Consider the following 21966-nt stretch of genomic DNA (forward strand, 5'->3'; position numbering starts at 1 on the left):
CAGAACTGCTGCGTCATTCGATACGTAAGCTTTTGTCACTTGGCTAGAGCGAAAGCTCACTCACGCCGCCGTTGCGGCCTGACCAGGCGAGCGGCGAATCGAGAAAGGCCTCGACTTCCGAAAGTGTCTTGTCGTCGAAGAGCCGCTCGGCCCGTGCCACCGCCAAGACGTTGCGCCAGGTGGCGATGTGGTGAAGCTGCACCTGACCATTGGAGAAGCGCGCCTCGGCCTCCGGAAAGATGCCATAGAAGAAGAGGGCAATACCGTGGTCGACGGTGCCGCCGGCCGCGCGGATGGCATCGATGAACTTGAACATGGAACCACCGGCCGTGGTCAGGTCCTCTATCACCAGCACCCGAGCCCCTTCCGGCATGTGACCCTCTATTTGGGCGTTGCGGCCGTGGCCCTTGGGAGCCTTGCGGACATAGATCATCGGCAGGCCGAGACGCTCTGCAAGAAAGGCTGCAAACGGAATGCCCGCGGTCTCGCCACCCGCAACGCAATCGAATTTCTCGAAGCCGGCGTCGCGCATGACCGTGGCGGCTGCGAAATCCATGATGGTGGAGCGGATGCGGGGATAAGAGATGAGCTTGCGGCAATCGATGTAGACGGGGCTCATCATGCCTGAAGACAGCTTGTAAGGCTTGTCGGCGCTGAAGTGGACGGCACCGATCTCCCACAGCATCTTCGCCATCAGTTCCGCCATGACGCTGCGGTCCGTAAAGGTGGTCTGGATCATGCTGGCGCTCCTTCCTGTCGCTCGGTTCCAAGCGCCATAGCAGCATGCCGCCCGACGCGCCAGATGTCCCGCCGGCGGATCAAAGGCTCAGGGATCCACTCGCCAGTGCAGCGGGAACATCGGATCGAATACGGTGATCGCTCCCGCCTCCGTCTCGCGTTTGGCCGGGTAGACCACCGGCTGCTCCTGCCTGGACAACGTGATCGTCTCGGGGTTCGGCGCGAGCCCGTACCAGGCCGGACCATTGAGGCAGGCAAAGGCCTCAAGCCGGTCAAGGGCATCCTCCTGCTCGAAGACATGCGCAAGGCAGCTCATGGTGTTCGGCGCCGTATAGATGCCGGCGCAGCCGCAGGCGCATTCCTTCAAGGGGTCGACATGCGGCGCGGAGTCAGTGCCTAGGAAAAAGCGTGCGTCGCCGGACGTCGCCGCAGCCCGCAGCGCCAGCCGATGATGCTCGCGCTTTGCAACCGGCAGGCAGTAGTAATGCGGGCGGATGCCGCCGACGAGAATGGCGTTGCGGTTGATGATCAGGTGATGGGTGGTGATCGTGCCGGCAAGATTGCCGGAGGAGCCGCGGATGTAGTCGATGCCGTCCTTGGTGGTGACATGCTCCATCGTCACCTTCAGCTCCGGCAGGCGCTTGCGCAGCGGGTCGAGGACCGTCTCGATGAAGACGGCCTCGCGGTCGAAGATGTCGATCTCGGGCGTCGTCACCTCACCATGGACGCAGAGCGGCAAGCCGATCTCCGCCATCCGCTCCAGAACCGGCATCGCATTCTCGATATCGCGCACCCCGCTGCTGGAGTTGGTGGTGGCGCCGGCAGGATAGAGCTTCACGGCGGTGATGAGGCCGCTCTGCTTGCCGGCTGCGACATCGTCTGGATCGGTCCCCTCCGTCAGATAAAGCGTCATCAGCGGCTCGAAACGATCGCCTTCCGGCAGGGCTGCGACTATCCGCTCCCGGTAGGCTGCCGCGTCGGCCGTTGTTACGACCGGCGGCACGAGGTTCGGCATGATGATGGCGCGGGCGAAATGGCGGGTGGTATCGCCAATGACCCCTTCCAGAACGGCGCCATCGCGCAGGTGGAGATGCCAGTCATCAGGACGGCGGATGGTGAGCGTCTTCATAGGGGAGCCTCGCAGTCATCAGTGAGGCGGCATAGCACCAACGGGTGCTCGGAAACAACGTCCAAGGGCAACCGCAACCCCCTGTCGGGCCAGTTGTCTCGCGAAATGGTGATCAGAAATGCCTGAGGCAGCGCCGCCGGATCCTAGCATTAAAGGAACCGCTCACGGACTTGGGCGTTCGTTAAGCAAAATGAAGAAGAAATGAATCGGAGCGCACAATGAAATCCCCGGTCTCTAAAGTCAACAAGGGATTTGCACTTGCAACAGGAACCGCAGTCGCGCTGCTGGCGCTGTCAGTGTCTCCCGGTGCGCAGGAGAATGGCCTTGCTGCCACTTCGCTCAACCTTCAGAACGAGTGCGACCGGCTTGCCGGCAGCCCCAGCGACAACCAGCGCAACAAGGCGTTCGGCGCCGTCGAGACTTCCGAAATAGCTGCCAGCGCAATCGATTCGTGCCGGCTCGCATTCGAGGCCACCGGCAATCCGCGCTTTGCCTATCAGCTGGGCCGCGCGCTGAACAAGGCCAACGAAATCGATCAGGCGATGTCGGCCTATCAGACTGCCGCGCAGGCAGACTATCCGGCAGCCAAGGTCAACTTCGGCATTCTTCTCGGCCGTCTCGGCGACCACCGCGCGGAGTTTGAGATGTATCGCGAAGCGGCCCAGGGTGGGAGCGTGCTAGCCGCCTACAACCTCGGCGTATCCTATCGCGACGGGATCGGAACCGACGCTGACGTTTCCAAGGCGCTGGCTTGGTTCGAGACTGCTGCCGCGGGCGGCGACGACACGGCAGCTTTCAACATCGCCGTCATCCATGATGAAGGAAACCTTGTTCCCGAGGACGACCAAACGGCTATTGCCTGGTACGATCTCGCCGTTGCACGCGGTAACGTGGATGCCATGGTGAACCTCGGCATTATGCTCGAAACCGGCGAAGGTATCGAGCCGGATGCCGCTCAGGCCGCGGAACTGTATGCCCAGGCCGCGGAGCGCGGTGACATGTTCGCCGCCAACAAGGTTGTCGAACTGCATGCCTCGGGCCGTCTGGCGCCACCGGAGGTCAGCGGGTTCGATGAAGGGGTAACCACCCTCATCCTCAAGGAAGGCGATATGGAGACCCCCTCCATCCTCACGAAGAGCATCTGATAGACGCCGAACCGGATGCTACACGCGTCCTGATCCCGCTCAGGCAAAATCTCAGACGTGACGCGTGAGGCCGCCATCCACCCTAATGTTCTGCCCGGTGATATAGCCCGCGCCATCGGAGAGTAGGAAGGCAGCCGTCTTAGCTATCTCCTCCACAAGCCCGATGCGCTTCATTGGTACCTTGTCGGCAGTCTCGGGCTTGTGGTCCAGGCTGTCGATGTAGCCTGGGAGAATGCAGTTCGGTGTGATTGACCACCGCATCGATCCGGCCATAGGTCGTCATCGCCAGATCGAAAATTGCCTGGATGTCCGCTGCCTCTTCTGCAACGCCGCGGACCGCGACGCCTCCGAGTTCAGCGGCCAGAGCTTCGCAGCTTCTCGAAGGCGACATGAGTGCCAGACGGTAGCCCCGCTCATGCAGCTCCCGCGCGATCGCCGCCCCCATGCCACGTCCACCACCAGTGATCAACGCAACCGGCTTTTCCGAATCGTCCTGCATTGTAGCTCCCTGGCGCTGCACATCCGCCGGATGTGCTCTCGCTGAAGCTATAGCACCACCAACTCGCGCTTGCCTATGGCGGCTTCAGGACCGGAATTTACAGGAACGGAATGACATGGCCTGCGCCTCGACAGGCTGGCCGCAAGACACGCAGAAGAACGGGACATCAAAAGGAAGAATGGCGCACCCGAAGAGATTCGAACTCCTGACCCCCAGATTCGTAGTCTGGTGCTCTATCCAGCTGAGCTACGGGTGCGCACTGCGAAACGACCGTGTCGCTTGCGTGGGCGATCCTCTAAAACGTCCTCCGATGGATTGCAAGCGCTTTTCCGATGTCGATCCGTTTTTTGCCAACCGACGTACCGGGGTCGTCGCTGGTCAGGGAGTTTCAAGCGCCGGCGCGGACGCGGTAGTCGTCGAGGGCGACCGGACGATCGGGGATCTCGATCCTGAACTGCGTGCCCGGCCCGGGCTTCTCCACCAGGGCGATGGTGCCGCCATGGGCAAGCACCAGTTCGCGCGCAATGGCAAGTCCCAGCCCGGTACCACCAGAGCGGGCCGAGCCCCGGAAAGCGGCGAAGAGATTTTCCTTGGCCTTGCGCGGCATTCCCGGCCCCGTATCGTCTATGGTGATGCTGACGACGCTGCCGACGCGCTGCGCCGTGAGGGTTATGCGCCTGATGGTCGCCGGATCGTCAGGATGGAAGATCACCAGGGCCTGTACCGCGTTCCGGCAGATGTTGTGGATCACGCGGAAGAGCTGATCGCTGTCGGCATCGATCTCGAGGTCGACCGGGATCTGATCCTGAAACTCTATGCCTGTCTCGGCATCAAGCGCGAGCATGTCGCGCACGTCCTGGCACAGCTCCGCCAGACGCAGCACGCGTCGTTTCGGCGCGGATTCACTCGCCTGGCCGTAGGACAGCACTTCGCTGGTGTAGCCGACGGCCCGGTCTATGGTGCGCAGCAGCTTTGGCGCGAAGCTGCGCACCATCGGGTCGTCGACGTCCACGAGGCGGTCTGACATGAGCTGCGCAGAGGCAAGAATATTGCGCATGTCGTGGTTGATCTTGGACACCGCCAGCCCGAGGTCGGCGAGGTTCTTCTGCTGCTTGAGGGTTCGCTGCAGCTCGACCTGCATTTCCAGGAGATGACGCCCGGCCACGGCAAGCTCGCCCCTGGCGGCATCGGGGCGGAACAACCGGCCCGGATCCTCGGGACGCTCCGAGAAGATCTGCATGCTGCGCGCGAGGTGACGGATCGGCCGGATCATCATGCGGTTGATGGCGAGGAAGATCAGCACGGCGGTTATCAGCGAGATCACAAGCGACAGAACGAACATCATCTGCGCGTAGTCGAGCATGTCCTTGCGCAGGGCGTCGTCGGTCATCACCACTTCGATGATCATGTCCGTCTCGCCGATCGGTCCCAGAACGCGCATGACCCGCCCACCGCCGAAGAACAGGGTTTGCATGGCGTCGCGGATCGATACGAGAAGCGACACATCCGACAGGTCGTACTGGTCGTCGATCTGGGGTGGGGCATCGACTGCGGCCAGCAAGCTCGAGGTGCCATCCTTTCGCAGCGCCACAACCTTTGCGCCCGTCGCCAGCAGCGTGTCGTCCTGAACGCTTCTGGGCAATTCGGAGGGCCGCAGACCGTCGATGACCACACCGGCCGCCGCCGCCGTATCGAGCCGGTCCCGCAGCCAGTTCATGCGCATTCCCGCCACCGAGGGCGCAAAGATGAGAATTTCGGCGAGCATGACGAAGGCGACGGTCAGCCAGAGCAACCGCCCCGAAAGGCCCTGGAAAAGGGGCGGCATCCGCGCTGGGGCTTCGCGCTCCGGCGATGCGTCAGTCTCTGTCTCGGCGTCTCCGCTCATGCGGATCTCCAGTCGTTGCCGCCAAACCCCCTCTGGCGGCCGCATCCAACTATCGTGCGCCCCGAGTCCTTTTTAACAGGTTTTGCACCCCGCACAAACAGAAGCAGGCCGAGGGGAATCCTCGGCCTGCGCAGGTTTCAGCGATGCATTGATGTTCAGAATTCTTCCCAGTCTGCATCAGGCGCGGCGGCTGCCGCCGTCGCGGCTCCGCCAATACCAAGAGCCTTGGCGATCGCACCCGTCATTGCCCGTGCAGGCGAAGCACGCGGTCGATCGATCTCGGATGCGGCACGTGCCGGTTTCGCGATGCTCCTGGAGGCCGGTGGTTTCGAGGCCGTAGCCGACACTGTTGCTGTGTGGCCCTGGGCGGCGCCTGCCTCTCCCAGGTGGAACTGCGAGACCATCGAGAACAATCCGCCGGCTTCAGAGGACAGCTTCTGCGTTGCTGCCGAAGTCTCCTCGACCATGGCGGCGTTCTGCTGTGTCACCTGATCCATCTGGTTGATGGCTGTATTGACCTCCTGCAGACCGGTCGCCTGCTCCTTCGCGGCGACCGCGATCGAATGGATGTGGTCGTTGATCCGCAGGACGCGCGCCTCGATCTCGGACAGGGCCTCGCCCGTCTTCTGGACCAGACGGACGCCACCGGCAACCTCCTCGCCCGACTTCGTGATGAGGCCCTTGATGTCCTTGGCGGCCGCGGCAGAACGTTGTGCGAGCTCGCGAACCTCCTGGGCGACGACGGCAAAGCCCTTGCCGGCCTCTCCGGCGCGCGCAGCTTCCACACCGGCGTTGAGCGCCAGCAGGTTCGTCTGGAAGGCTATCTCGTCGATCACGTTGGTGATCTGGGCGATCTCGTGCGACGCCTGCTCGATGCGGCCCATGGCTTCCACCGCGCTGCGGACGACGGCGCCGGACTGGACGGCGCTTTCCTTCGCCTCGCCCACCATGACCGTAGCCTCCTGAGCGCGCTCGGTCGAGGTGCGGACTACGGCGGTGATCTCGTCGAGTGCTGCCGAGGTTTCCTCGAGGGCGGCAGCCTGCTGTTCGGTGCGCTTCGAGAGGTCGTTCGTTGCACTGCTCAACTCATTGGAACTGCTGTTGATCGTGCCGGAGCTGACCCGCACGTTCTGCATGGCCTCACGCAGGCTGGCGACAGCCGCATTCACGTTCGCCTGGAGTTCCGCAAAGGCACCGCGGAAATTGCCCGACATCGTCTGGGTAAGATCGCCCTGGGCGAGAGACTTGACCACGCGTCCGGTCTCGGAGACGCCAGCCTCGACAGTGTCCATCAGGCTGTCGACGTTGCGGGCAAAGTTGTCGAGGCTCTCCTCGCCGAAGCGCTTGTCGATCCGTTTGCTGAAGTCGCCCTCGGCAGCGGCACCGACGACCGCTTCCATCCGCGAACGAAGTTCGTCGCTGCGCGCCCGACTTCCGCTTTCCTGCTCGTTCATGCGGGCAACCTGAATGCCGTTCTGCTTGAAGATCTCCACGGCATCTGCCATCTCGCCGATCTCGTCGACGCGGCCGCGACCGGGAATATCCGTTTCGAACTGGCCATCGGCGACGCTCTTCATTGCGGCAGTGAGATCCAGGATCGGGCCGCTCAGCTGGCGGCGGCCGATATAGAGGCCAAACCCGGCACCGGCGACGACACCAAAGAGAGTGATCCCGGACAGAGTGAGAACGACCATTCGCCCGAATTGCGTGACCTGCGCATCCACGGCCTCAAGCTCGGCGAGATCGGCTTGTACGACGGCATCGATCTCTGCCTGGAAAGCCTTGCGGTTAGCACGGTTCGCCTCGTTGTTGCCCTGCTCATTGCCTGCTTCCGGACCGATTTCGGTGCCGAGCCGGACCGTCTCCGAACGGAACGCCTTGAACTCAGCAGCTCTCGTAAGAAGGTTCTCGAAAGAAGCCCGCTGATGATCCGGAACCTCGGTCTTCCAGTCGGCCAGCAGTTCGTCCATCTTCTGCAGGCTCGTCAGAAGGCCATCACCGAACTTGGCGGCTTGTTCCTTCGTATCGGATGCATAGATACCGCGGGCATCCATGACGACCGCCGTCACCAGCCTGTTCAGGCTCTCACCCATATGGGCCCGATGTGCCGCCGCCTCGTAGCTCTGCATGAGAGAACGGGATTCCGTCTGCGCAAAAATAGATATGCCGCCAATTATCAGCGTTACAGCGCTCATGAGGCCCACGAGCAGGTTGATCTTACCTCGGATTCTCATCGCATTCCCTTTTCCAGCCACAGCTACCAATCAGGCCCGTACCGAGTACCCTGACGATTGAGGGCCAGAAATGACAGGCAGCTATTAAGAAATGCTTGAGGCTATGGACTGGTCAGGCCGATTTTTCCGGCCCTCAATTCCTCCAAGTGACTGTTCAGACGGAGATTTTTCCCTCGAAGCCCTACATTTCGCGGCGGACTGCGAATTTTCATCCCTCACTTTAGGGAAAGCGAGATTGCGAGCAGTGCCCGGTGGAACAATTGGTCGACCACCTTTCCATCTCACCGCCTGGTCTCTTTGATCGCCCGACGATTGACTCCTGTCGCCCAGTTCTCTTATAAGCCGCGCACGTTCAGCCTCCCCGGCTCGCGCGAGCGTGAGCTATTGGCGGACGTTTTTACGAAACGCTGTTGCCGCAAGGCAATCAAGAAGGGCCGCACACCGCGGTATTTAAATAAATGTCGAAGCGTACCTATCAACCGTCCAAGCTTGTCCGCAAGCGCCGCCATGGCTTTCGTGCCCGCATGGCGACCAATGGTGGCCGCAAGGTTCTTGCAGCTCGTCGCGCACGCGGTCGCAAGCGTCTCTCGGCCTAAGGGCCGGACGTGCCCGACAACCGGGCAATGACGACCGAGAAGAAAATGAAATCGACTGTCGGGCGGCTGAAAAGCCGGCCGCAGTTTCTTGCCGTGCGCAAGGGCGAGAGCCGCCGGGGCCGCACCTTCCTTCTGGAGGTCCTGGACCGGCAGGAGCCCGATACGCCACCCCGGGCCGGCTTCACGGTGACGAAAAAGCACGGCAACGCCGTCGAGCGAAACCGCATGCGCCGACGCCTCAAGGAGGCCGTGCGGCAGAGCGCCGGGTTTGCAATGAAAGCCGGACACGACTATGTCATTGTCGCGCGACGGGAGGTCCTGACGGTACCGTTCGCAGAACTGGCTGCACAACTCGCCGAACGCATAGAAGACCGGTCGAGACCGAGGCGGTCCGAGGAGACCCGTTCCAGGAAAGCATGATGGAAAAAAACCGCAATTACTTCATCGCGATCGCCCTTTCGGTAGTGATCGTCCTTGCCTGGCAATTCCTCTACATGAACCCGAGGATGGAAGCGCAACAGCGCGCCCTGGAGGCGCAGCGGGCCCTGCAGGGTGAAAGCGCGCAGCCGGTGACGCCGGAAAGCCCCGGGGCGACTGCCACCGGCCCCCTTCCCGGCGCAAACCAGGCGGAGGCGACGCAGAACCGCGAGCAGGCGGTGGCGGCAAGTCCTCGCGTCGCCATCGATACGCCCGCGCTTTCCGGATCGATCAACCTCGTCGGCGCCCGCTTCGACGACCTGAAGCTGCGCGAGTACCACGAGACCGTCGACGACGAGAGCCCGATCATCACGCTCTTCTCACCGGCCAACACCAGTGGCGGCTACTTCACCGAACTCGGCTACGTCCAGAGCGAGACGTCAGGTCCGGTGCCCGGGCCCGGCACGCAATGGACGCTTGCCAGCGGCGAGACGCTCTCGGTCGACAGCCCGGTCGTGCTGAGCTTCACCAACGACAGGGGCGTAGTCTTCAACCGGACTATCTCCATCGACGAGCACTACCTGATCACCGTTACCGACCAGATCCAGAATCCGACCGGCGAGGCGGTGGCAGTTGCCCCATACGGCCGCGTCACCCGCTACAACAAGCCCGCGACCCCTTCCGTCTACGTCATCCATGAAGGCTTTATCGGCGTGCTCGGCGAAAACGGCCTCATCGAGGAAAGCTACGGCGACGTCGAAGAGGAGGCGATCACCAACGCGAAGACGACCGGCGGCTGGCTCGGCATCACCGACAAGTACTGGGCGGCCACGCTCGTTCCGCCACAGTCGCTGCCCTTCGAGTCCCGCTTCACCCATTTCACCGACGGACAGCCACGCTTCCAGGCGGATTTCCGCAGCGATACGGTGACGGTGGAGCCTGGCCAGTCAGCAGAAGTGAAGAACCTGGTCTTCGCCGGCGCCAAGGAAGTGCCACTGGTCGACCAATATGAGGAGCAGTATTCGATCCCGCGCTTCGAGCTCTTGATCGACTGGGGCTGGTTCTACTTCATCACCAAGCCAATGTTCCACCTGATGGACTTCTTCTTCCGCTATTTCGGAAACTTCGGCGTGGCGATCCTGATGACGACGATCGTCGTCAAGGCGATCTTCTTCCCGCTGGCCAGCAAGCAGTATGCCTCCATGGCCAACATGAAGCGCGTGCAGCCGAAGATGGAAGAGCTGAAAGCCAAGCATGGCGACGACCGCATGGCCATGCAGCAGGCGATGATGCAGCTCTACAAGGAGGAGAAGATCAACCCGATCGCGGGTTGCTGGCCAATCCTCCTGCAGATCCCGGTCTTCTTCGCGCTCTACAAGGTGATCTACGTCACGATCGAGATGCGGCATGCGCCGTTCTTCGGCTGGATCCAGGACCTCTCGGCTCCCGATCCGACGTCGCTGTTCAACCTGTTCGGCCTGTTGCCCTACGATGTCCCATCCTTCCTGATGATCGGCGTATGGCCGCTTATCATGGGTATCACCATGTGGCTGCAGATGCGCATGAATCCGACCCCGCCGGATCCGACCCAGGCGATGATCTTCAACTGGATGCCGCTGATCTTCACCTTCATGCTGGCGACGTTCCCGGCAGGCCTCGTGATCTACTGGGCGTGGAATAACACGCTGTCCATCATGCAGCAGGCGCTGATCATGAAACGGCACGGAGCGAAGATCGAGCTCTTCGACAACATCAAGGGCCTCTTCCGGCGAAAGCCGGCGACCAATAAGTAACCTCGAAAAGCCCCGGCCAAACCGGGGCTTTTCTTTTGGCAGGTGTCCATCGTGCGGTCGCAACTTGACAAGCAGGGCCAAAAAACCGAAGCCCTGCCTTCCACATCGACAGGACGAGACCAATGCCCGCGACCACGACCCCGGACGAGAAGCCGCTCTTCGGCCGCCCCTGGATCTTCATCCGCGGCGTACCTTCGCTGAAATTCCTGCCGCCGGAAGGCCCGCTGGAAGTAGCATTCGCTGGACGCTCCAATGTCGGGAAGTCGTCGCTTATCAACGCCCTCGTCGGCCACAAGGGCCTTGCGCGAACGTCGAACACGCCCGGCCGCACGCAGGAGCTCAATTATTTCGTACCTGAAGGCTACTCCGGCGAAGGCGGCGACCTGCCGCCAATGGCGCTCGTCGACATGCCGGGTTATGGCTATGCCCAGGCGCCGAAGGACCAGGTGGATGCCTGGACGAAGCTCGTCTTCGACTACCTGCGCGGACGTGCGACGCTGAAGCGGGTCTACGTGCTGATCGACAGCCGCCACGGCATCAAGAAGAACGACGAGGAGGTCCTGGATCTCCTCGACAAGGCTGCCGTGTCCTACCAGATCGTCCTCACCAAGACCGACAAGATCAAGGAGGCAGGCGTCCCGCGGCTCGTCTCGGAGACCGCGGAGAAGATCCGCAAGCGGCCGGCCGCCTATCCCGAGATCATCGCCACCTCCTCGGAGAAGGGAAAAGGGCTGGACGAGTTGCGCCATACCATTGCAAGGACGATTGGCTACTCCACCGTCTGACGACGTGTTCCATCTGCTCCAAACCTGCGCTAGAACGCGCCGAACCAAATCACAGGGATTCCCATGAGCGCGACCGACAGCGAACTCCAGGCGAAACTTCTGGCCCAGGCGCTGCCCTACATGCAGCGCTACGAGAACAAGACAATCGTGGTGAAGTATGGCGGCCATGCCATGGGCGACACCGAACTCGGCAAAGCGTTCGCGGCCGACATCGCACTTCTGAAGCAATCCGGCGTCAATCCGATCGTTGTCCATGGCGGTGGGCCGCAGATCGGTGCGATGCTCAACAAGATGGGCATCGAATCCAAGTTCGAAGGCGGGCTGCGGGTCACCGACGCAAAGACTGTCGAGATAGTCGAGATGGTCCTGGCCGGCTCGATCAACAAGGAGATCGTCGCGCTCATCAACCAGACGGGCGAATGGGCAATCGGACTTTGCGGCAAGGACGGCAACATGGTCTTCGCCGAGAAGGCCAAGAAGACCATTGTCGATCCGGACTCCAATATCGAGCGGGTGCTGGATCTCGGATTTGTTGGCGAAGTGGTCGAGGTGGACCGCACCTTGCTCGACCTGCTGGCAAAGTCGGAGATGATTCCGGTCATCGCGCCCGTTGCTCCAGGCCGAGACGGCGCGACCTACAACATCAACGCCGACACCTTTGCAGGTGCCATCGCCGGCGCGTTGCGCGCGACGCGCCTGCTGTTCCTCACGGACGTCCCGGGCGTCCTCGACAAGGACAAGCAACTCATCAAGGAACTCTCGGTCGCCCAGGCACAGGCGCTGATCAAGGACGGGACAATCTCCGGCGGGATGATCCCGAAGGTCGAAACCTGCATCGATGCCATCAAGGCAGGTGTCCAGGGCGTCGTCATCCTCAATGGAAAGACCTCCCACTCCGTGCTGCTCGAGATCTTCACCGAGCACGGCGCGGGCACGCTGATCGTTCCCTGATCAGATCAGGACCAGCGCGAGTATCCCGAGGACGATCAGCAGGCAGCCGGCAATCTCCAGCCGGTTGATGTGCTCCTTGAAGATGAAGACGGACGACGCGAAGGTGAAGAGCATTTCCACCTGGGCGAGCGCCTTGATGACGGCTGCCGGCTGAAGCGTCATGGCCGTAAACCAGCCGAAGGAGGCGGTTGCGCCCACGAAACCGACCAGCACGGCCGGTCGCCAGGCCCCGACGACCCTGCCGAGTTCCTGTCGCTCCCGCAGGACGATCCAGACGAGCATGGCGATCGCCTGCATGATGATCACCACCATCAGGGTATAGCCGGCCTGAACGACAGGATCGGGTACGGGCAGACTCGGCGCCAGCGACAGGGATGCATAGCGGTAGGAGACACCGGAGATGCCGAAGAGGAAGCCCGACATCAGGCCGATGATGGCCGTGCGGCTTCCGACGGAGGTGATGAGCGACTTCGCGGTAAGCTCTGTCCTTGCCACCGAAATCAGCATGACGCCGACAACCGAGATCGCAATCGCGATCACCGTGCCGACAGTCACCGTCTCGCCGACCAGCACGAGCGCCACAAGCGCGGCCTGGGCCGGTTCCGTCCGCGAATAGGCCGTGCCTACAGCGAAATTCCGAAAGGCGAAGATATAGACGAGAAGGAAGGTAGCACCGATCTGCGCCAGGCCGCCGGTGATCGACCAGAGCCAGAAGGACAGGTTCGGAGAAGGCATCGGCCGGCCGAGGCCATAGTGCAGAATTGCCATGTAGGCGAGCGCAAACGGGACGCCGTAGCCGAAGCGCACGAAGGTCGCGCCGGTCGTGTTCAGGCGGCCACGCAGGTGCTTCTGAAGGGTCGAGCGCATGTTCTGCAGAAAGGCTGCGCCAATGGTGATCGGTATCCAGAGTTCCATGCCATTGGCCGCTACCACTCCCGCAGCGCTTCGCCAAGATCACTTTCCGGCGGCACGGGAGTTTGCCGTTTTCTTTCGCTGCCGGACGGTGCATAAGGCGGCATGACCAAGCCGAAGACCATGCCTGTCGCCGCCGATTTCGCCCATGTCCGGGACTGGGTATTCGACCTCGACAACACGCTGTACCCGCATCACGTCAACCTGTTTGCCCAGATCGACCAGAACATGAGCGCCTTCGTGGCTGAGCTCTTGCAGCTTGAGCCGGATGAAGCCCGTGCGTTGCAGAAGCGTTACTACCACGAGCATGGAACAACCCTGCAGGGTCTGATGCTGAACCACAACATCGATCCCGACGACTTCCTGGAGAGGGCGCATGCGATCGACTATTCGGCGCTGCTGCCCCATCCGGAACTCGGAGAGGCAATCAAGGCACTGCCCGGCCGCAAGTTCATCTTCACGAACGGAAGTGTTCCTCATGCCGAGGCGGCTGCGCGGGCGCTCGGAATTCTCGACCACTTCGACGACATCTTCGACATCGTCGCCGCGGACTACGTGCCAAAGCCGGCCGGCGAGACCTATGACAAGTTCGCAAATCTCCATCGCGTGGATACACGCCATGCCGCCATGTTTGAGGACCTGCCGCGCAACCTCAAGGCCCCAAAGGCGCTCGGCATGCGCACCGTGCTTTTGACGCCACGCAACCTGGACGACATCCTGATCGAGCGCTGGGAGGTGTTTTCGGAGGAGGACGACCACATCGACTACCTCACGGATGACCTCCAGGCCTTCCTAGCCGCTCTCACCGCGGGCTGACGACCTTACCGAAAGTTCATCCAGATTACCGATGTTTAAGTGGTTCTTCCAGCGGGCTGGCCATAGCTTAAGGCTATAGAGCAACCGAGGAAGGAGCCTCTCCATGAAGACCCGCAAGATCGTACTGGCATCGCTCGCCGCAGTCCTGGTCGCCGGCACCGCCCTGCCGAGCTTCGCAGGCCCTGGGCGGGATGGCCCCGGCCGGCAAGCCGGCAGAGGCGGCATGATGCAGGAGATGATGTTCGTCCGCCTGCTGAAGACGGCAGATGCCAACAAGGATGCGAAGATCACCAAGGAGGAGGTTGCGGCAAGGCAGGATGCCCTGTTCAGCGAGATTGACGCCGACAACGACGGCAACCTGATCCCTGGTGAACTACGCACTTATCGCGACGCCAAGATGGAAGACGTCCGCAAGGAAAGGGCCGAACGGCGTGAAGAGCGCCGCAAGGAGATGGCCGAGAGCCGTCAGGATAACGATGACATGCGCCAAGGCCTGCGCGGAGAGCGCGGCGAGCGTCGCCATGACGGCGGACGGTGGGGGATGCACCACGGCCGAATGGGAGGCCAGATGGGTGGCTTCCACCTGGTTCGCCAGGCCGACACCGACGAAAACGGCCAGTTCAGCAAGGCCGAGGTCACTGCCGCCGTGGACAAGCTGTTTACCCGCATGGACCGCAATGGCGACGGCGTGATCACCATCGACGACATGCCGGACCGCCCCTTCTAATCGCCCCGATTAGAACGGCACGTCGTTGAACCCGCCCCACCGCCAGGGGCGGGTTTCTTTTCCTCTAGTGTTCGTAGAAGTCGCCGATGATCTTCCAGGCCTCGTCCGCTGTCTCGACGAAGCTGATGAGGTCGATATCCTCCGGGGCAATGGTCCCGAAATCGGCCAGCGCCTGCCAGTTGACGATCCGGTGCCAGAACTCCTTGCCGAAAAGGATGAAGGGGATGCGCTCCATGCGGCCGGTCTGGATGAGCGTCAGCCCCTCGAACATCTCGTCCAGCGTGCCGAAACCGCCGGGAAAGATGGCGATTGCCTTGGCGCGCATCATCAGGTGCATCTTGCGGATCGCAAAGTAATGGAAGTTGAGGCTGAGATCGGGCGTGACGTAACGGTTCGGCGCCTGCTCGTGTGGTAGCACTACGTTGAAGCCGACCGTAGGCGCTCCGGCCTCGGATGCTCCGCGATTTCCGGCCTCCATCACGCCCGGGCCGCCGCCGGTCACCACGACGTATTCCTGATGGTCATATTTCTCACCGTGCAGGGCGCAGAGATGGGCGAACTTTCGCGCCTCCTCGTAATAGGCGGAGGCCGCCTCGAGGTTCTGGCGCTGGGTCTCGTTGCGGGCGGCCCAGGCAGCCTGCCCCGGCGCCGGAATACGTGCTCCGCCGAACAGGACGACGGTTGACCTTATGCGCCGCTCGGCGAGAATCATTTCAGCCTTCAGGAGCTCCAGTTGAAGGCGAACGGGCCGTAGTTCCTCGCGCAACATGAAGTCGTCGTCGGCATAGGCTAGGCGATAGGAGGGCGACATGGACTGCGGCGTCTGGGGCACGCCGGCGGCGCTCCGCCGGTCGGTCGAACTGTCCTTCAACGGATCCCAGACGCCATCCTTGCGCCGCGGGCCATCCTTCTTCATCTTCGCCATGTCCTGCCTTTCAAGTCCGACGCGAGGCGCCAATTCACGTTGACGGTGCGGTGGCGGTCGCTTAGATCAATTACCATCATTTGGCCAGCCGCCGACCATCCCGACCATCCTACGCAAGCGACGTTAAGGACTTCCCATGAGCAGCACGGATCTCGCCTCCCTGGAAACCTCGATCGAGACCGCCTTCGAACAACGAGACGGCGTATCTGTTTCCACGAAGGGAGAAATCCGCGACGCCGTCGATACGGCACTCGACCTGCTCGATTCAGGCAAGGCCCGCGTCGCCGAGCGCCAGGCGGACGGCTCGTGGAAGGTCAACCAGTGGCTTAAGAAAGCAGTGCTCCTGTCGTTCCGCCTCAACGACATGGAGGTGGTCAAGGGTGGACCGGGCCAGTCCACATGGTGGGACAAGGTGCCCTCGAAGTTCGAGGGCTGGGGTGAGATTGAGTTCCGAGCCGCCGCGTTCCGGGCCGTGCCCAATGCCGTGGTCCGCCGCTCCGCCTTCATCGCACCAAACGTCGTGCTGATGCCCTCCTTCGTGAACCTTGGCGCCTATGTCGGCGAAGGCACGATGGTCGACACCTGGGCAACGGTCGGCTCCTGCGCCCAGATCGGCAAGAACGTGCACCTCTCCGGCGGCGTCGGCATTGGCGGCGTGTTGGAGCCGATGCAGGCCGGACCTACTATCATCGAGGACAACTGCTTCATCGGTGCGCGCTCGGAGGTTGTCGAAGGCTGCATCATTCGCGAAGGATCGGTCCTTGGCATGGGCGTCTTCATCGGCAAGTCCACCAAGATCGTCGATCGCGCCACGGGTGAGATCACCTATGGCGAAGTGCCTCCCTATTCGGTGGTAGTCGCCGGCACGATGCCGGGCAAGCCGTTCCCCAACGGCGAGCCCGGTCCGAGCCTCTACTGCGCCGTCATCGTGAAGCGCGTCGACGAGAAGACCCGCTCCAAGACCGGCATCAACGAACTCCTGCGGGACTGATCGGAACCCATGTCCGCCACCAATCCCGTAGACAATCTCCAGGCGCTCATTCGCTGCCCTTCGGTCACTCCGGCGGAAGGCGGTGCGCTTTCGGCCCTCGAGGGGATGCTTGCGCCCCTCGGTTTCAAGGTGGAACGGGTCGTGGCGCGGGCGGAAGGGACGCCGGACGTCGAGAACCTGTATGCCCGTGTCGGTTCCGGCGGACCGCACCTCATGTTTGCTGGTCACACGGATGTGGTTCCCCCCGGCAACGAGGCAGACTGGTCCCATCCGCCGTTCGCGGCAGAGATCTCCGACGGAATGCTGTTTGGCCGCGGCGCGGTTGACATGAAGGGCGGGATCGCCTGCTTCGTGGCGGCGGTGGCGCGTCACATCGAGAAATATGGCGCACCGGACGGCTCCATCTCCTTCCTGATCACCGGTGACGAGGAAGGACCGGCGATCAACGGTACCGATAAGCTCCTGCAATGGGCGGTGGACAAGGGCGAGAAATGGGATGCCTGCCTCGTCGGCGAGCCGACCAATCCCGACGTGCTGGGGGACATGATCAAGATCGGCCGGCGAGGGTCTCTGTCGGGTCGCATCACGGTGCAGGGCGTTCAGGGTCATTCCGCCTATCCGCATCTCGCGGACAATCCGATCCGCGGTCTGCTGCAACTCACGCACGCGCTGATGGACGAGCCGTTCGACCACGGGACCACGGATTTTCCGCCGTCCAATCTCGAGGTCACGACGATCGACACCGGCAACCCGGCCGTGAACGTCATCCCGGCCAAGGCCACGGCTGCCTTCAACATCCGCTTCAACGACACCTGGACCGCGGACAGCCTTCAGGACGAGATCATCCGCAGGCTGGAAACGGCGGCAACCGAAGGCAGCCTTCGGCCGGGGCGTGACCCGGTGCGCTACGAGATCGTATGGAACGAGCGGCCGAGCCATGTCTTCCTGACGCGAAACGACGCCCTGATCGAATCCCTGTCGCTGGCCGTGGAGAAGATCACCGGTCGGCGTCCTGCCCTCTCCACCACGGGAGGAACCTCCGACGCCCGCTTCATCAAGGACTATTGCCCAGTCGTCGAGTTCGGCCTCGTCGGGCAGACAATGCACATGGTCGATGAGCGCGTGTCGGTCGAGGACCTCGAGACGCTCACGAATATCTACGGCAGTTTCATCGCCAACTGGTTTACGCATGCCCGGAGCGCTTGAGGTCAGGTTCTACCTCGGCGGCCTCTGGCAGGTCATCCGCGGGGATGCCGCCGGCCTGCGCCGTCTCGACATTTCCGACCGCGGCCTGATGCGTTCATTCTGGGCGATCATCTGGTGCCTGCCGGCGATGGCCATATCATGGTTCTGGTGGCGCGCCCTCTTCCTGCGCGGCATGCCCAGCGACACGGAAGTCGGCGGCATGTTCTTCCTGCGCCTGGCCATGCTGGAACTTGCCAACTGGGTCGTGCCGCTGGTGCTAATCGGGCTCATGGCCTGGGCACTCGGGCTCGGCCGGAAGTATTACACAATGGTCGTGGCGGTGAACTGGCTGTCCGTGCCCTTTGCCTACGCCTATGCGGTGCTCAGCCTTCTGCTGTTGTTCGCGCCGGGACTGACGGGCTTGCTGTCGCTGATCTGGCTCGCCCTGATGATCGGTCTGGTCTTCTCCATATCGCGCATCTTCAGGATCATCTGCGGACCCAGCCCGCTGATGGTAGCAACGCTGACCATGGTGCTGATCGTGCCCACCATGCTGCTGTCGGATACGCTGGAGCGCTTTCTAGGCATTTATCCGGGCTGAAGCTCACGCTTCGTCGCCGGGATAGTCGACCTTCATGAAGTAGAGACCTTCGGGTGGCGCCACCGGCCCGCATTCCTTCCGATCCCTTGCCTCCAGCGCTGCGCGTACATCGGCAGGCGACATCTTCCCCTCGCCCGCGAGCTTCAGCGTTCCGGCAAAGGAGCGGATCTGGTTGTGCAGGAAGCTCTGCGCAGACGCCCGGATCTCGACCAGGTCCCCCTGCCTCGTCACGTCCAGCCGATCGAGGGTGCGGACCGGACTGGTCGCCTGGCAGTGGGCGGAGCGGAAGGTGGTGAAGTCATGGTGGCCGACCAGCATCTGGGCGGCGGCATGCATGGCATCGTGATCGAGAGGCTTGGGCACCCACCAGGCACGATTGGCTTCAAGTGCCAATGGTGCCGGGCGATTGATGATGCGGTAGAGATAGTGCCGCCTGACTGCGGAGAAGCGGGCGTCGAAGCTCTCGTCCACCGCCGCGACGTCGATGACGGCAACCTTCTCGCCGGCCATGCCGAGATGCGCATTCAAGGCGTTGCGAAGCGTATAGGGCTTCCAGTCGCGCGAAAGGTCCGCGTGGATCACCTGGCCTATGGCGTGCACGCCCGAATCCGTCCGTCCGGCACCGCGGATAGAGACTGCCTCGCCGGTCAGCGACAGGATGCCGTTCTGGAGTGCAGCCTGGACCGAGTGGCCGTTCTCCTGCATCTGCCAGCCGACATAGGTCGTACCGTCATATTCCACGGTCATGCGGAAACGCGGCATCAGCCAAGCCTCGTGCCGGCGGGAAGCGGTGTTCCGCGCAGGAAGTCTGCGGCCGCCAGCGGCCTTCCGCCGGCCTTCTGCAGCCGCGTCAGTCGGATTGCGCCGCTGCCGCAGGCAATGGCGAGCCTCTCGTCAAGAACCGCGCCAGCAGCACCCTGCCCCTCGGCAAGTTCCGAGGAGAGCACCTTGATGCGCTCGGGACGGCCAGTGAACTCGACCTCGAACCATGCCCCCGGAAAGGGGGAAAGGCCCCGAATGTGATTGTGCACCTCGCGAGCCGGTCGAGAGAAGTCGATGCGCGTCTCGTTCTTGTCGATCTTGGAGGCATAGAGGACGCCCTCTTCCGGCTGCGACGTCAGCGGCAGGTCGCCCTCTTCCAGTCGCTGCATCGCCTCCACCATGGCGCGGGCGCCAACCAGCATCAACTGATCGTGGAGTTCGCCAGCCGTGGTGTTCTCGCCGATCTCCACCTCGCGGGTGAGCGCAACGGGGCCGGTGTCCAGCCCCTTCTCCATCTTCATGACCATCATGCCGGTCTTCCTGTCGCCGGCCATGATCGCGCGCTGGATCGGTGCGGCGCCGCGCCAGCGCGGCAGCAGAGAGGCGTGGCCGTTGTAGCATCCAAGCCTCGTGCCGTTGAGGATTGCCTCCGGCAGCAGCAGGCCGTAGGCGACGACCACCGCCACATCAGCCGTGAAGCTGCGGAACTGCTCGCGGTCAGCCTCATCCTTGAAGTTCAAAGGTGTAAAGACCGGGATACCCAGAAGCTCTGCCGCCTGGTGGACGGGGGACTTCTGCAGGTCCAGTCCACGGCGTCCACCGGGACGCGGCGGCTGGCTGTAGACCGCCACGATGTCGTGGCCGGCGTCCTTCAGCGCGCGGAGCGTCGGAACCGAAAACTCTGGCGTTCCCATGAAGATGATGCGTAGCGCCATGCTGCGTGCGCTCCTTGCCGGCGGCTGCTGCCGCCATGTTCGTTGACCCCGCGTGGCCCGCTTTTACGCGCGGGCGCGGGCAGCCTTGGTGAACTTCTTGATCACCATCTCCCTCTTGAGGCGCGAGATGTGATCGATGAAGAGGACGCCGTTCAGGTGATCGATCTCGTGCTGAAGGCAGGTCGCCAGGAGGCCATCAGCCTGGAGCGTCTGCTGCTTTCCCTCGCGATCGATATAGTCCACCGTCACCGCAGCCGGTCGCTCCACTTCCGCATAATAGTCAGGAATGGAAAGACACCCCTCCTCGTAGACCGAACGCTCGTCGGACGACGCGACGATCTGCGGGTTGATGAATACGAGCGGCGAGTTGTCCTCATCCTCCTTGGAGACGTCGATCACCAGCAGGCGGCGGGGCACACCGATCTGGATCGCCGCAAGCCCTATGCCCGGCGCGTCATACATCGTCTCCAGCATGTCGTCGGCGAGACGCGTGATTTCGGAATCGACCTGCTCCACCGGCTGGGAAACCTGGCGCAGGATCGGGTCGGGAAGGATGATGAGGGGCTTGATGGTCATGGCCTCCCATAGCGCATCTTTTTGCCGGATGGAACAGGATTGCCGCTGACCAGCGGCAACAGCAGAAGGAAGCATGTTCACGATTTGATCTTTCCGCGCAAATCATTTCTGCTAGTGTGTCGGCATGAACAGCCTCACCCCAATCCTCCAGGATCTTGCAGCCGATTCCTCCAACGCCGTCTGGCTCCTCGCAGTTTTCTTCGCAGCACTCTGCGTAACAGCCGTCGGACTTGCTCTCGGTTCGCGCCGCAGGAGTGCAGAGCAGGCACGACAGGCCGCCCAGTCGGAGGCCCGCCTCGCAGAGCTGATGCGGGCACAGGCGGAGATGCAGGGGCGGCTTGTGACCATGGCAGAGACGCTCTCCCAGAAGCAGGCGGAACTCAATCATGCGGTGAACCAGCGACTGGACGGCATGACCCACCGGCTGGGGAGCACGATCACCGAACAGACGAAATCGACGCATGAAAACCTTCGCCTGCTGCAGGAACGGCTCGCGGTCATCGACGCGGCACAGAGCAATATCCAGACCCTGGCGAAGGATGTGGTCGGATTGCAGGCGATCCTGTCGAACAAGCAGACGCGCGGTGCCTTCGGGCAAGGGCGGATGGAAGCAATCATCGCGGACGGATTGCCGATGGGCGCCTTCGAATTCCAGGCTACGCTTTCCAACGGCAAGCGGCCTGACTGTCTCGTGCGAATGCCAAATGGCGCATCGCCGCTGGTGATCGACGCGAAGTTCCCGCTGGAGGCGTGGAATACGTTTCGCGATACAGCGGCGCCCGAGGCGCGCAAGGCAGCTGCAGTACAGTTCCGTCGTGACCTCGAGGTTCATGTCCGGGATATTGCCGAGAAATACCTGATCACCGGCGAGACACAGGACATGGCCTTCCTGTTTGTACCGTCGGAGTCCATCTTCGCGGAGATCCACGAGCATTTCGACGGCGTGGTGCAGAAGGCCCAGCGGCTGAAGGTGGTGATCGTCTCACCCTCGCTGCTGATGCTTTCTATCCAGGTCATCCAGGCGGTGCTCAAGGATCAGAGGATGCGCGAGCAGGCGCACCTGATACAGGCCGAAGTGGCACTCCTGATGGAGGACCTGTCACGGCTCGACGACAGGACCCGCAAGCTGCAGGGGCATTTCCTGGCGGCGCAGCGGGATGTCGACCAGATCCTCACCTCGTCGGACAAACTCGTCCGGCGCGGAGCGAAGATTGGTGCGCTCGAACTCGAGCAGGCGGTCGAGGCGACAGGCGAACCCGACGAGCCTCGCGCGGTGGAAAGCCGGACCGGGCTCCTGAAGCTGCGGGTGGTTGACGAGGAGTAAGCGGCTCGGGCAGTGTCGCCAGCAAATTCTGACGATGCAG

21 protein-coding genes, 1 tRNA gene and 1 pseudogene are annotated in these 21966 nt (G+C 62.4%); 12 read left to right on the forward strand and 11 right to left on the reverse strand.

What is annotated here, in order from left to right; all coding sequences use genetic code 11:
- Positions 1 to 43: 43 nt before the first annotated feature.
- Entirely contained in the window at positions 44 to 739 is a 696-nt protein-coding gene (locus tag ACEPP2_RS02635) for an orotate phosphoribosyltransferase (protein ID WP_077547478.1), read from the reverse strand.
- Between the two features lie 87 nt (positions 740 to 826).
- Positions 827 to 1867: a dihydroorotase gene (pyrC, locus tag ACEPP2_RS02640; RefSeq protein WP_152341154.1), complete on the reverse strand. Its 1041-nt coding sequence runs from the start codon at positions 1865 to 1867 to the stop codon at positions 827 to 829.
- Positions 1868 to 2085: 218 nt separating this feature from the next.
- Here pyrC and ACEPP2_RS02645 point away from each other — a divergent pair, with 218 nt between their 5' ends.
- Entirely contained in the window at positions 2086 to 3012 is a 927-nt protein-coding gene (locus ACEPP2_RS02645; protein WP_395515703.1) for a tetratricopeptide repeat protein, read from the forward strand.
- A 51-nt stretch (positions 3013 to 3063) separates the two neighbouring features.
- Here the strand turns inward: ACEPP2_RS02645 and ACEPP2_RS02650 are convergent.
- The 4 genes and pseudogenes from ACEPP2_RS02650 to ACEPP2_RS02665 form a co-directional block, all read right to left on the reverse strand.
- Positions 3064 to 3511: pseudogene (locus tag ACEPP2_RS02650) on the reverse strand (SDR family oxidoreductase).
- A 179-nt stretch (positions 3512 to 3690) separates the two neighbouring features.
- Positions 3691 to 3767, reverse strand: a tRNA-Arg gene (locus ACEPP2_RS02655).
- A 132-nt stretch (positions 3768 to 3899) separates the two neighbouring features.
- Positions 3900 to 5396: an ATP-binding protein gene (locus ACEPP2_RS02660; protein WP_395515704.1), complete on the reverse strand. Its 1497-nt coding sequence runs from the start codon at positions 5394 to 5396 to the stop codon at positions 3900 to 3902.
- 155 nt (positions 5397 to 5551) lie between these two features.
- Positions 5552 to 7630, reverse strand: a complete 2079-nt coding sequence (locus tag ACEPP2_RS02665; protein WP_077547474.1) for a HAMP domain-containing methyl-accepting chemotaxis protein — start codon at positions 7628 to 7630, stop codon at positions 5552 to 5554.
- A 458-nt stretch (positions 7631 to 8088) separates the two neighbouring features.
- Between ACEPP2_RS02665 and rpmH the strand changes: the two genes are divergently transcribed.
- The 5 genes from rpmH (at position 8089) to argB (ending at position 12172) form a co-directional block, all read left to right on the forward strand.
- A complete protein-coding gene (gene rpmH, locus ACEPP2_RS02670) occupies positions 8089 to 8226 on the forward strand; it encodes a 50S ribosomal protein L34 (RefSeq protein ID WP_052636689.1) in 138 nt (45 codons plus the stop codon).
- Positions 8227 to 8253: 27 nt separating this feature from the next.
- Positions 8254 to 8646, forward strand: a complete 393-nt coding sequence (gene rnpA, locus ACEPP2_RS02675) for a ribonuclease P protein component (RefSeq protein WP_077547473.1) — start codon at positions 8254 to 8256, stop codon at positions 8644 to 8646.
- Complete coding sequence (gene yidC / locus ACEPP2_RS02680; RefSeq protein ID WP_395515705.1) at positions 8643 to 10436, forward strand: membrane protein insertase YidC; 1794 nt, start codon at positions 8643 to 8645, stop codon at positions 10434 to 10436. Before rnpA ends, yidC begins: the two co-directional genes overlap by 4 nt.
- A 122-nt stretch (positions 10437 to 10558) precedes the next feature.
- On the forward strand, positions 10559 to 11221 hold the full coding sequence (gene yihA, locus ACEPP2_RS02685) for a ribosome biogenesis GTP-binding protein YihA/YsxC (protein WP_395515706.1): 663 nt from the start codon (positions 10559 to 10561) through the stop codon (positions 11219 to 11221).
- Positions 11222 to 11284: 63 nt separating this feature from the next.
- On the forward strand, positions 11285 to 12172 hold the full coding sequence (gene argB, locus ACEPP2_RS02690; protein WP_281978139.1) for an acetylglutamate kinase: 888 nt from the start codon (positions 11285 to 11287) through the stop codon (positions 12170 to 12172).
- Here argB and ACEPP2_RS02695 read toward each other — a convergent pair whose 3' ends face one another.
- Complete coding sequence (locus tag ACEPP2_RS02695) at positions 12173 to 13087, reverse strand: EamA family transporter (RefSeq protein WP_395515707.1); 915 nt, start codon at positions 13085 to 13087, stop codon at positions 12173 to 12175. It abuts the gene before it with no gap.
- A 102-nt stretch (positions 13088 to 13189) separates the two neighbouring features.
- Here ACEPP2_RS02695 and ACEPP2_RS02700 point away from each other — a divergent pair, with 102 nt between their 5' ends.
- Both ACEPP2_RS02700 and ACEPP2_RS02705 read left to right on the forward strand, forming a co-directional pair.
- On the forward strand, positions 13190 to 13900 hold the full coding sequence (locus tag ACEPP2_RS02700; RefSeq protein WP_395515708.1) for a pyrimidine 5'-nucleotidase: 711 nt from the start codon (positions 13190 to 13192) through the stop codon (positions 13898 to 13900).
- 103 nt (positions 13901 to 14003) lie between these two features.
- Positions 14004 to 14627, forward strand: coding sequence for an EF-hand domain-containing protein (locus tag ACEPP2_RS02705; RefSeq protein WP_395515709.1), 624 nt, complete (start codon positions 14004 to 14006; stop codon positions 14625 to 14627).
- Between the two features lie 64 nt (positions 14628 to 14691).
- On the opposite strand, the gene ACEPP2_RS02710 is transcribed toward ACEPP2_RS02705, so the two are convergent.
- A complete protein-coding gene (locus ACEPP2_RS02710) occupies positions 14692 to 15552 on the reverse strand; it encodes an LOG family protein (RefSeq protein ID WP_052636675.1) in 861 nt (286 codons plus the stop codon).
- A gap of 136 nt (positions 15553 to 15688) precedes the next feature.
- Here ACEPP2_RS02710 and dapD point away from each other — a divergent pair, with 136 nt between their 5' ends.
- From dapD to ACEPP2_RS02725, 3 genes are read left to right on the forward strand one after another with little or no spacing between them, the layout of a single operon-like run.
- Positions 15689 to 16543: a 2,3,4,5-tetrahydropyridine-2,6-dicarboxylate N-succinyltransferase gene (gene dapD / locus ACEPP2_RS02715; protein WP_395515710.1), complete on the forward strand. Its 855-nt coding sequence runs from the start codon at positions 15689 to 15691 to the stop codon at positions 16541 to 16543.
- 9 nt (positions 16544 to 16552) lie between these two features.
- Positions 16553 to 17749, forward strand: coding sequence for a succinyl-diaminopimelate desuccinylase (gene dapE / locus ACEPP2_RS02720; RefSeq protein WP_395515711.1), 1197 nt, complete (start codon positions 16553 to 16555; stop codon positions 17747 to 17749).
- Complete coding sequence (locus ACEPP2_RS02725) at positions 17733 to 18329, forward strand: hypothetical protein (protein ID WP_395515712.1); 597 nt, start codon at positions 17733 to 17735, stop codon at positions 18327 to 18329. The genes dapE and ACEPP2_RS02725 overlap by 17 nt, the downstream gene beginning before the upstream one ends.
- A gap of 3 nt (positions 18330 to 18332) precedes the next feature.
- On the opposite strand, the gene truA is transcribed toward ACEPP2_RS02725, so the two are convergent.
- From truA to def, 3 genes are all read right to left on the reverse strand, one after another.
- The gene (truA, locus tag ACEPP2_RS02730) at positions 18333 to 19091 is read right to left on the reverse strand and encodes a tRNA pseudouridine(38-40) synthase TruA (protein ID WP_395515713.1); all 759 of its coding nucleotides are present in this window, start codon (positions 19089 to 19091) and stop codon (positions 18333 to 18335) included.
- Positions 19091 to 20026 (reverse strand): methionyl-tRNA formyltransferase, encoded by a 936-nt coding sequence (gene fmt, locus ACEPP2_RS02735; protein ID WP_077547462.1) that lies wholly within the window; start codon positions 20024 to 20026, stop codon positions 19091 to 19093. The genes truA and fmt overlap by 1 nt, the downstream gene beginning before the upstream one ends.
- Before the next feature lie 63 nt (positions 20027 to 20089).
- Positions 20090 to 20602, reverse strand: a complete 513-nt coding sequence (def, locus tag ACEPP2_RS02740; RefSeq protein WP_142588529.1) for a peptide deformylase — start codon at positions 20600 to 20602, stop codon at positions 20090 to 20092.
- Positions 20603 to 20726: 124 nt separating this feature from the next.
- On the opposite strand from def, the gene ACEPP2_RS02745 reads away from it, so the two are divergent.
- Positions 20727 to 21926: a DNA recombination protein RmuC gene (locus tag ACEPP2_RS02745; RefSeq protein ID WP_395515714.1), complete on the forward strand. Its 1200-nt coding sequence runs from the start codon at positions 20727 to 20729 to the stop codon at positions 21924 to 21926.
- Positions 21927 to 21966: the final 40 nt, after the last annotated feature.

The organism is Pseudorhizobium flavum (assembly GCF_044142885.1).
In the GTDB taxonomy this organism is placed as follows: Bacteria; Pseudomonadota; Alphaproteobacteria; order Rhizobiales; family Rhizobiaceae; genus Neorhizobium; species Neorhizobium flavum.

Coding starts and splice junctions, on each gene's coding strand:
- ACEPP2_RS02635 (WP_077547478.1), bottom strand. CDS start 739: ATGATCCAGACCACCTTTACGGACCGCAGCGTCATGGCGGAACTGATG.
- pyrC (WP_152341154.1), bottom strand. CDS start 1,867: ATGAAGACGCTCACCATCCGCCGTCCTGATGACTGGCATCTCCACCTG.
- ACEPP2_RS02645 (WP_395515703.1), top strand. CDS start 2,086: ATGAAATCCCCGGTCTCTAAAGTCAACAAGGGATTTGCACTTGCAACA.
- ACEPP2_RS02660 (WP_395515704.1), bottom strand. CDS start 5,396: ATGAGCGGAGACGCCGAGACAGAGACTGACGCATCGCCGGAGCGCGAA.
- ACEPP2_RS02665 (WP_077547474.1), bottom strand. CDS start 7,630: ATGAGAATCCGAGGTAAGATCAACCTGCTCGTGGGCCTCATGAGCGCT.
- rpmH (WP_052636689.1), top strand. CDS start 8,089: ATGTCGAAGCGTACCTATCAACCGTCCAAGCTTGTCCGCAAGCGCCGC.
- rnpA (WP_077547473.1), top strand. CDS start 8,254: ATGACGACCGAGAAGAAAATGAAATCGACTGTCGGGCGGCTGAAAAGC.
- yidC (WP_395515705.1), top strand. CDS start 8,643: ATGATGGAAAAAAACCGCAATTACTTCATCGCGATCGCCCTTTCGGTA.
- yihA (WP_395515706.1), top strand. CDS start 10,559: ATGCCCGCGACCACGACCCCGGACGAGAAGCCGCTCTTCGGCCGCCCC.
- argB (WP_281978139.1), top strand. CDS start 11,285: ATGAGCGCGACCGACAGCGAACTCCAGGCGAAACTTCTGGCCCAGGCG.
- ACEPP2_RS02695 (WP_395515707.1), bottom strand. CDS start 13,087: ATGGAACTCTGGATACCGATCACCATTGGCGCAGCCTTTCTGCAGAAC.
- ACEPP2_RS02700 (WP_395515708.1), top strand. CDS start 13,190: ATGACCAAGCCGAAGACCATGCCTGTCGCCGCCGATTTCGCCCATGTC.
- ACEPP2_RS02705 (WP_395515709.1), top strand. CDS start 14,004: ATGAAGACCCGCAAGATCGTACTGGCATCGCTCGCCGCAGTCCTGGTC.
- ACEPP2_RS02710 (WP_052636675.1), bottom strand. CDS start 15,552: ATGGCGAAGATGAAGAAGGATGGCCCGCGGCGCAAGGATGGCGTCTGG.
- dapD (WP_395515710.1), top strand. CDS start 15,689: ATGAGCAGCACGGATCTCGCCTCCCTGGAAACCTCGATCGAGACCGCC.
- dapE (WP_395515711.1), top strand. CDS start 16,553: ATGTCCGCCACCAATCCCGTAGACAATCTCCAGGCGCTCATTCGCTGC.
- ACEPP2_RS02725 (WP_395515712.1), top strand. CDS start 17,733: ATGCCCGGAGCGCTTGAGGTCAGGTTCTACCTCGGCGGCCTCTGGCAG.
- truA (WP_395515713.1), bottom strand. CDS start 19,091: ATGCCGCGTTTCCGCATGACCGTGGAATATGACGGTACGACCTATGTC.
- fmt (WP_077547462.1), bottom strand. CDS start 20,026: ATGGCGCTACGCATCATCTTCATGGGAACGCCAGAGTTTTCGGTTCCG.
- def (WP_142588529.1), bottom strand. CDS start 20,602: ATGACCATCAAGCCCCTCATCATCCTTCCCGACCCGATCCTGCGCCAG.
- ACEPP2_RS02745 (WP_395515714.1), top strand. CDS start 20,727: ATGAACAGCCTCACCCCAATCCTCCAGGATCTTGCAGCCGATTCCTCC.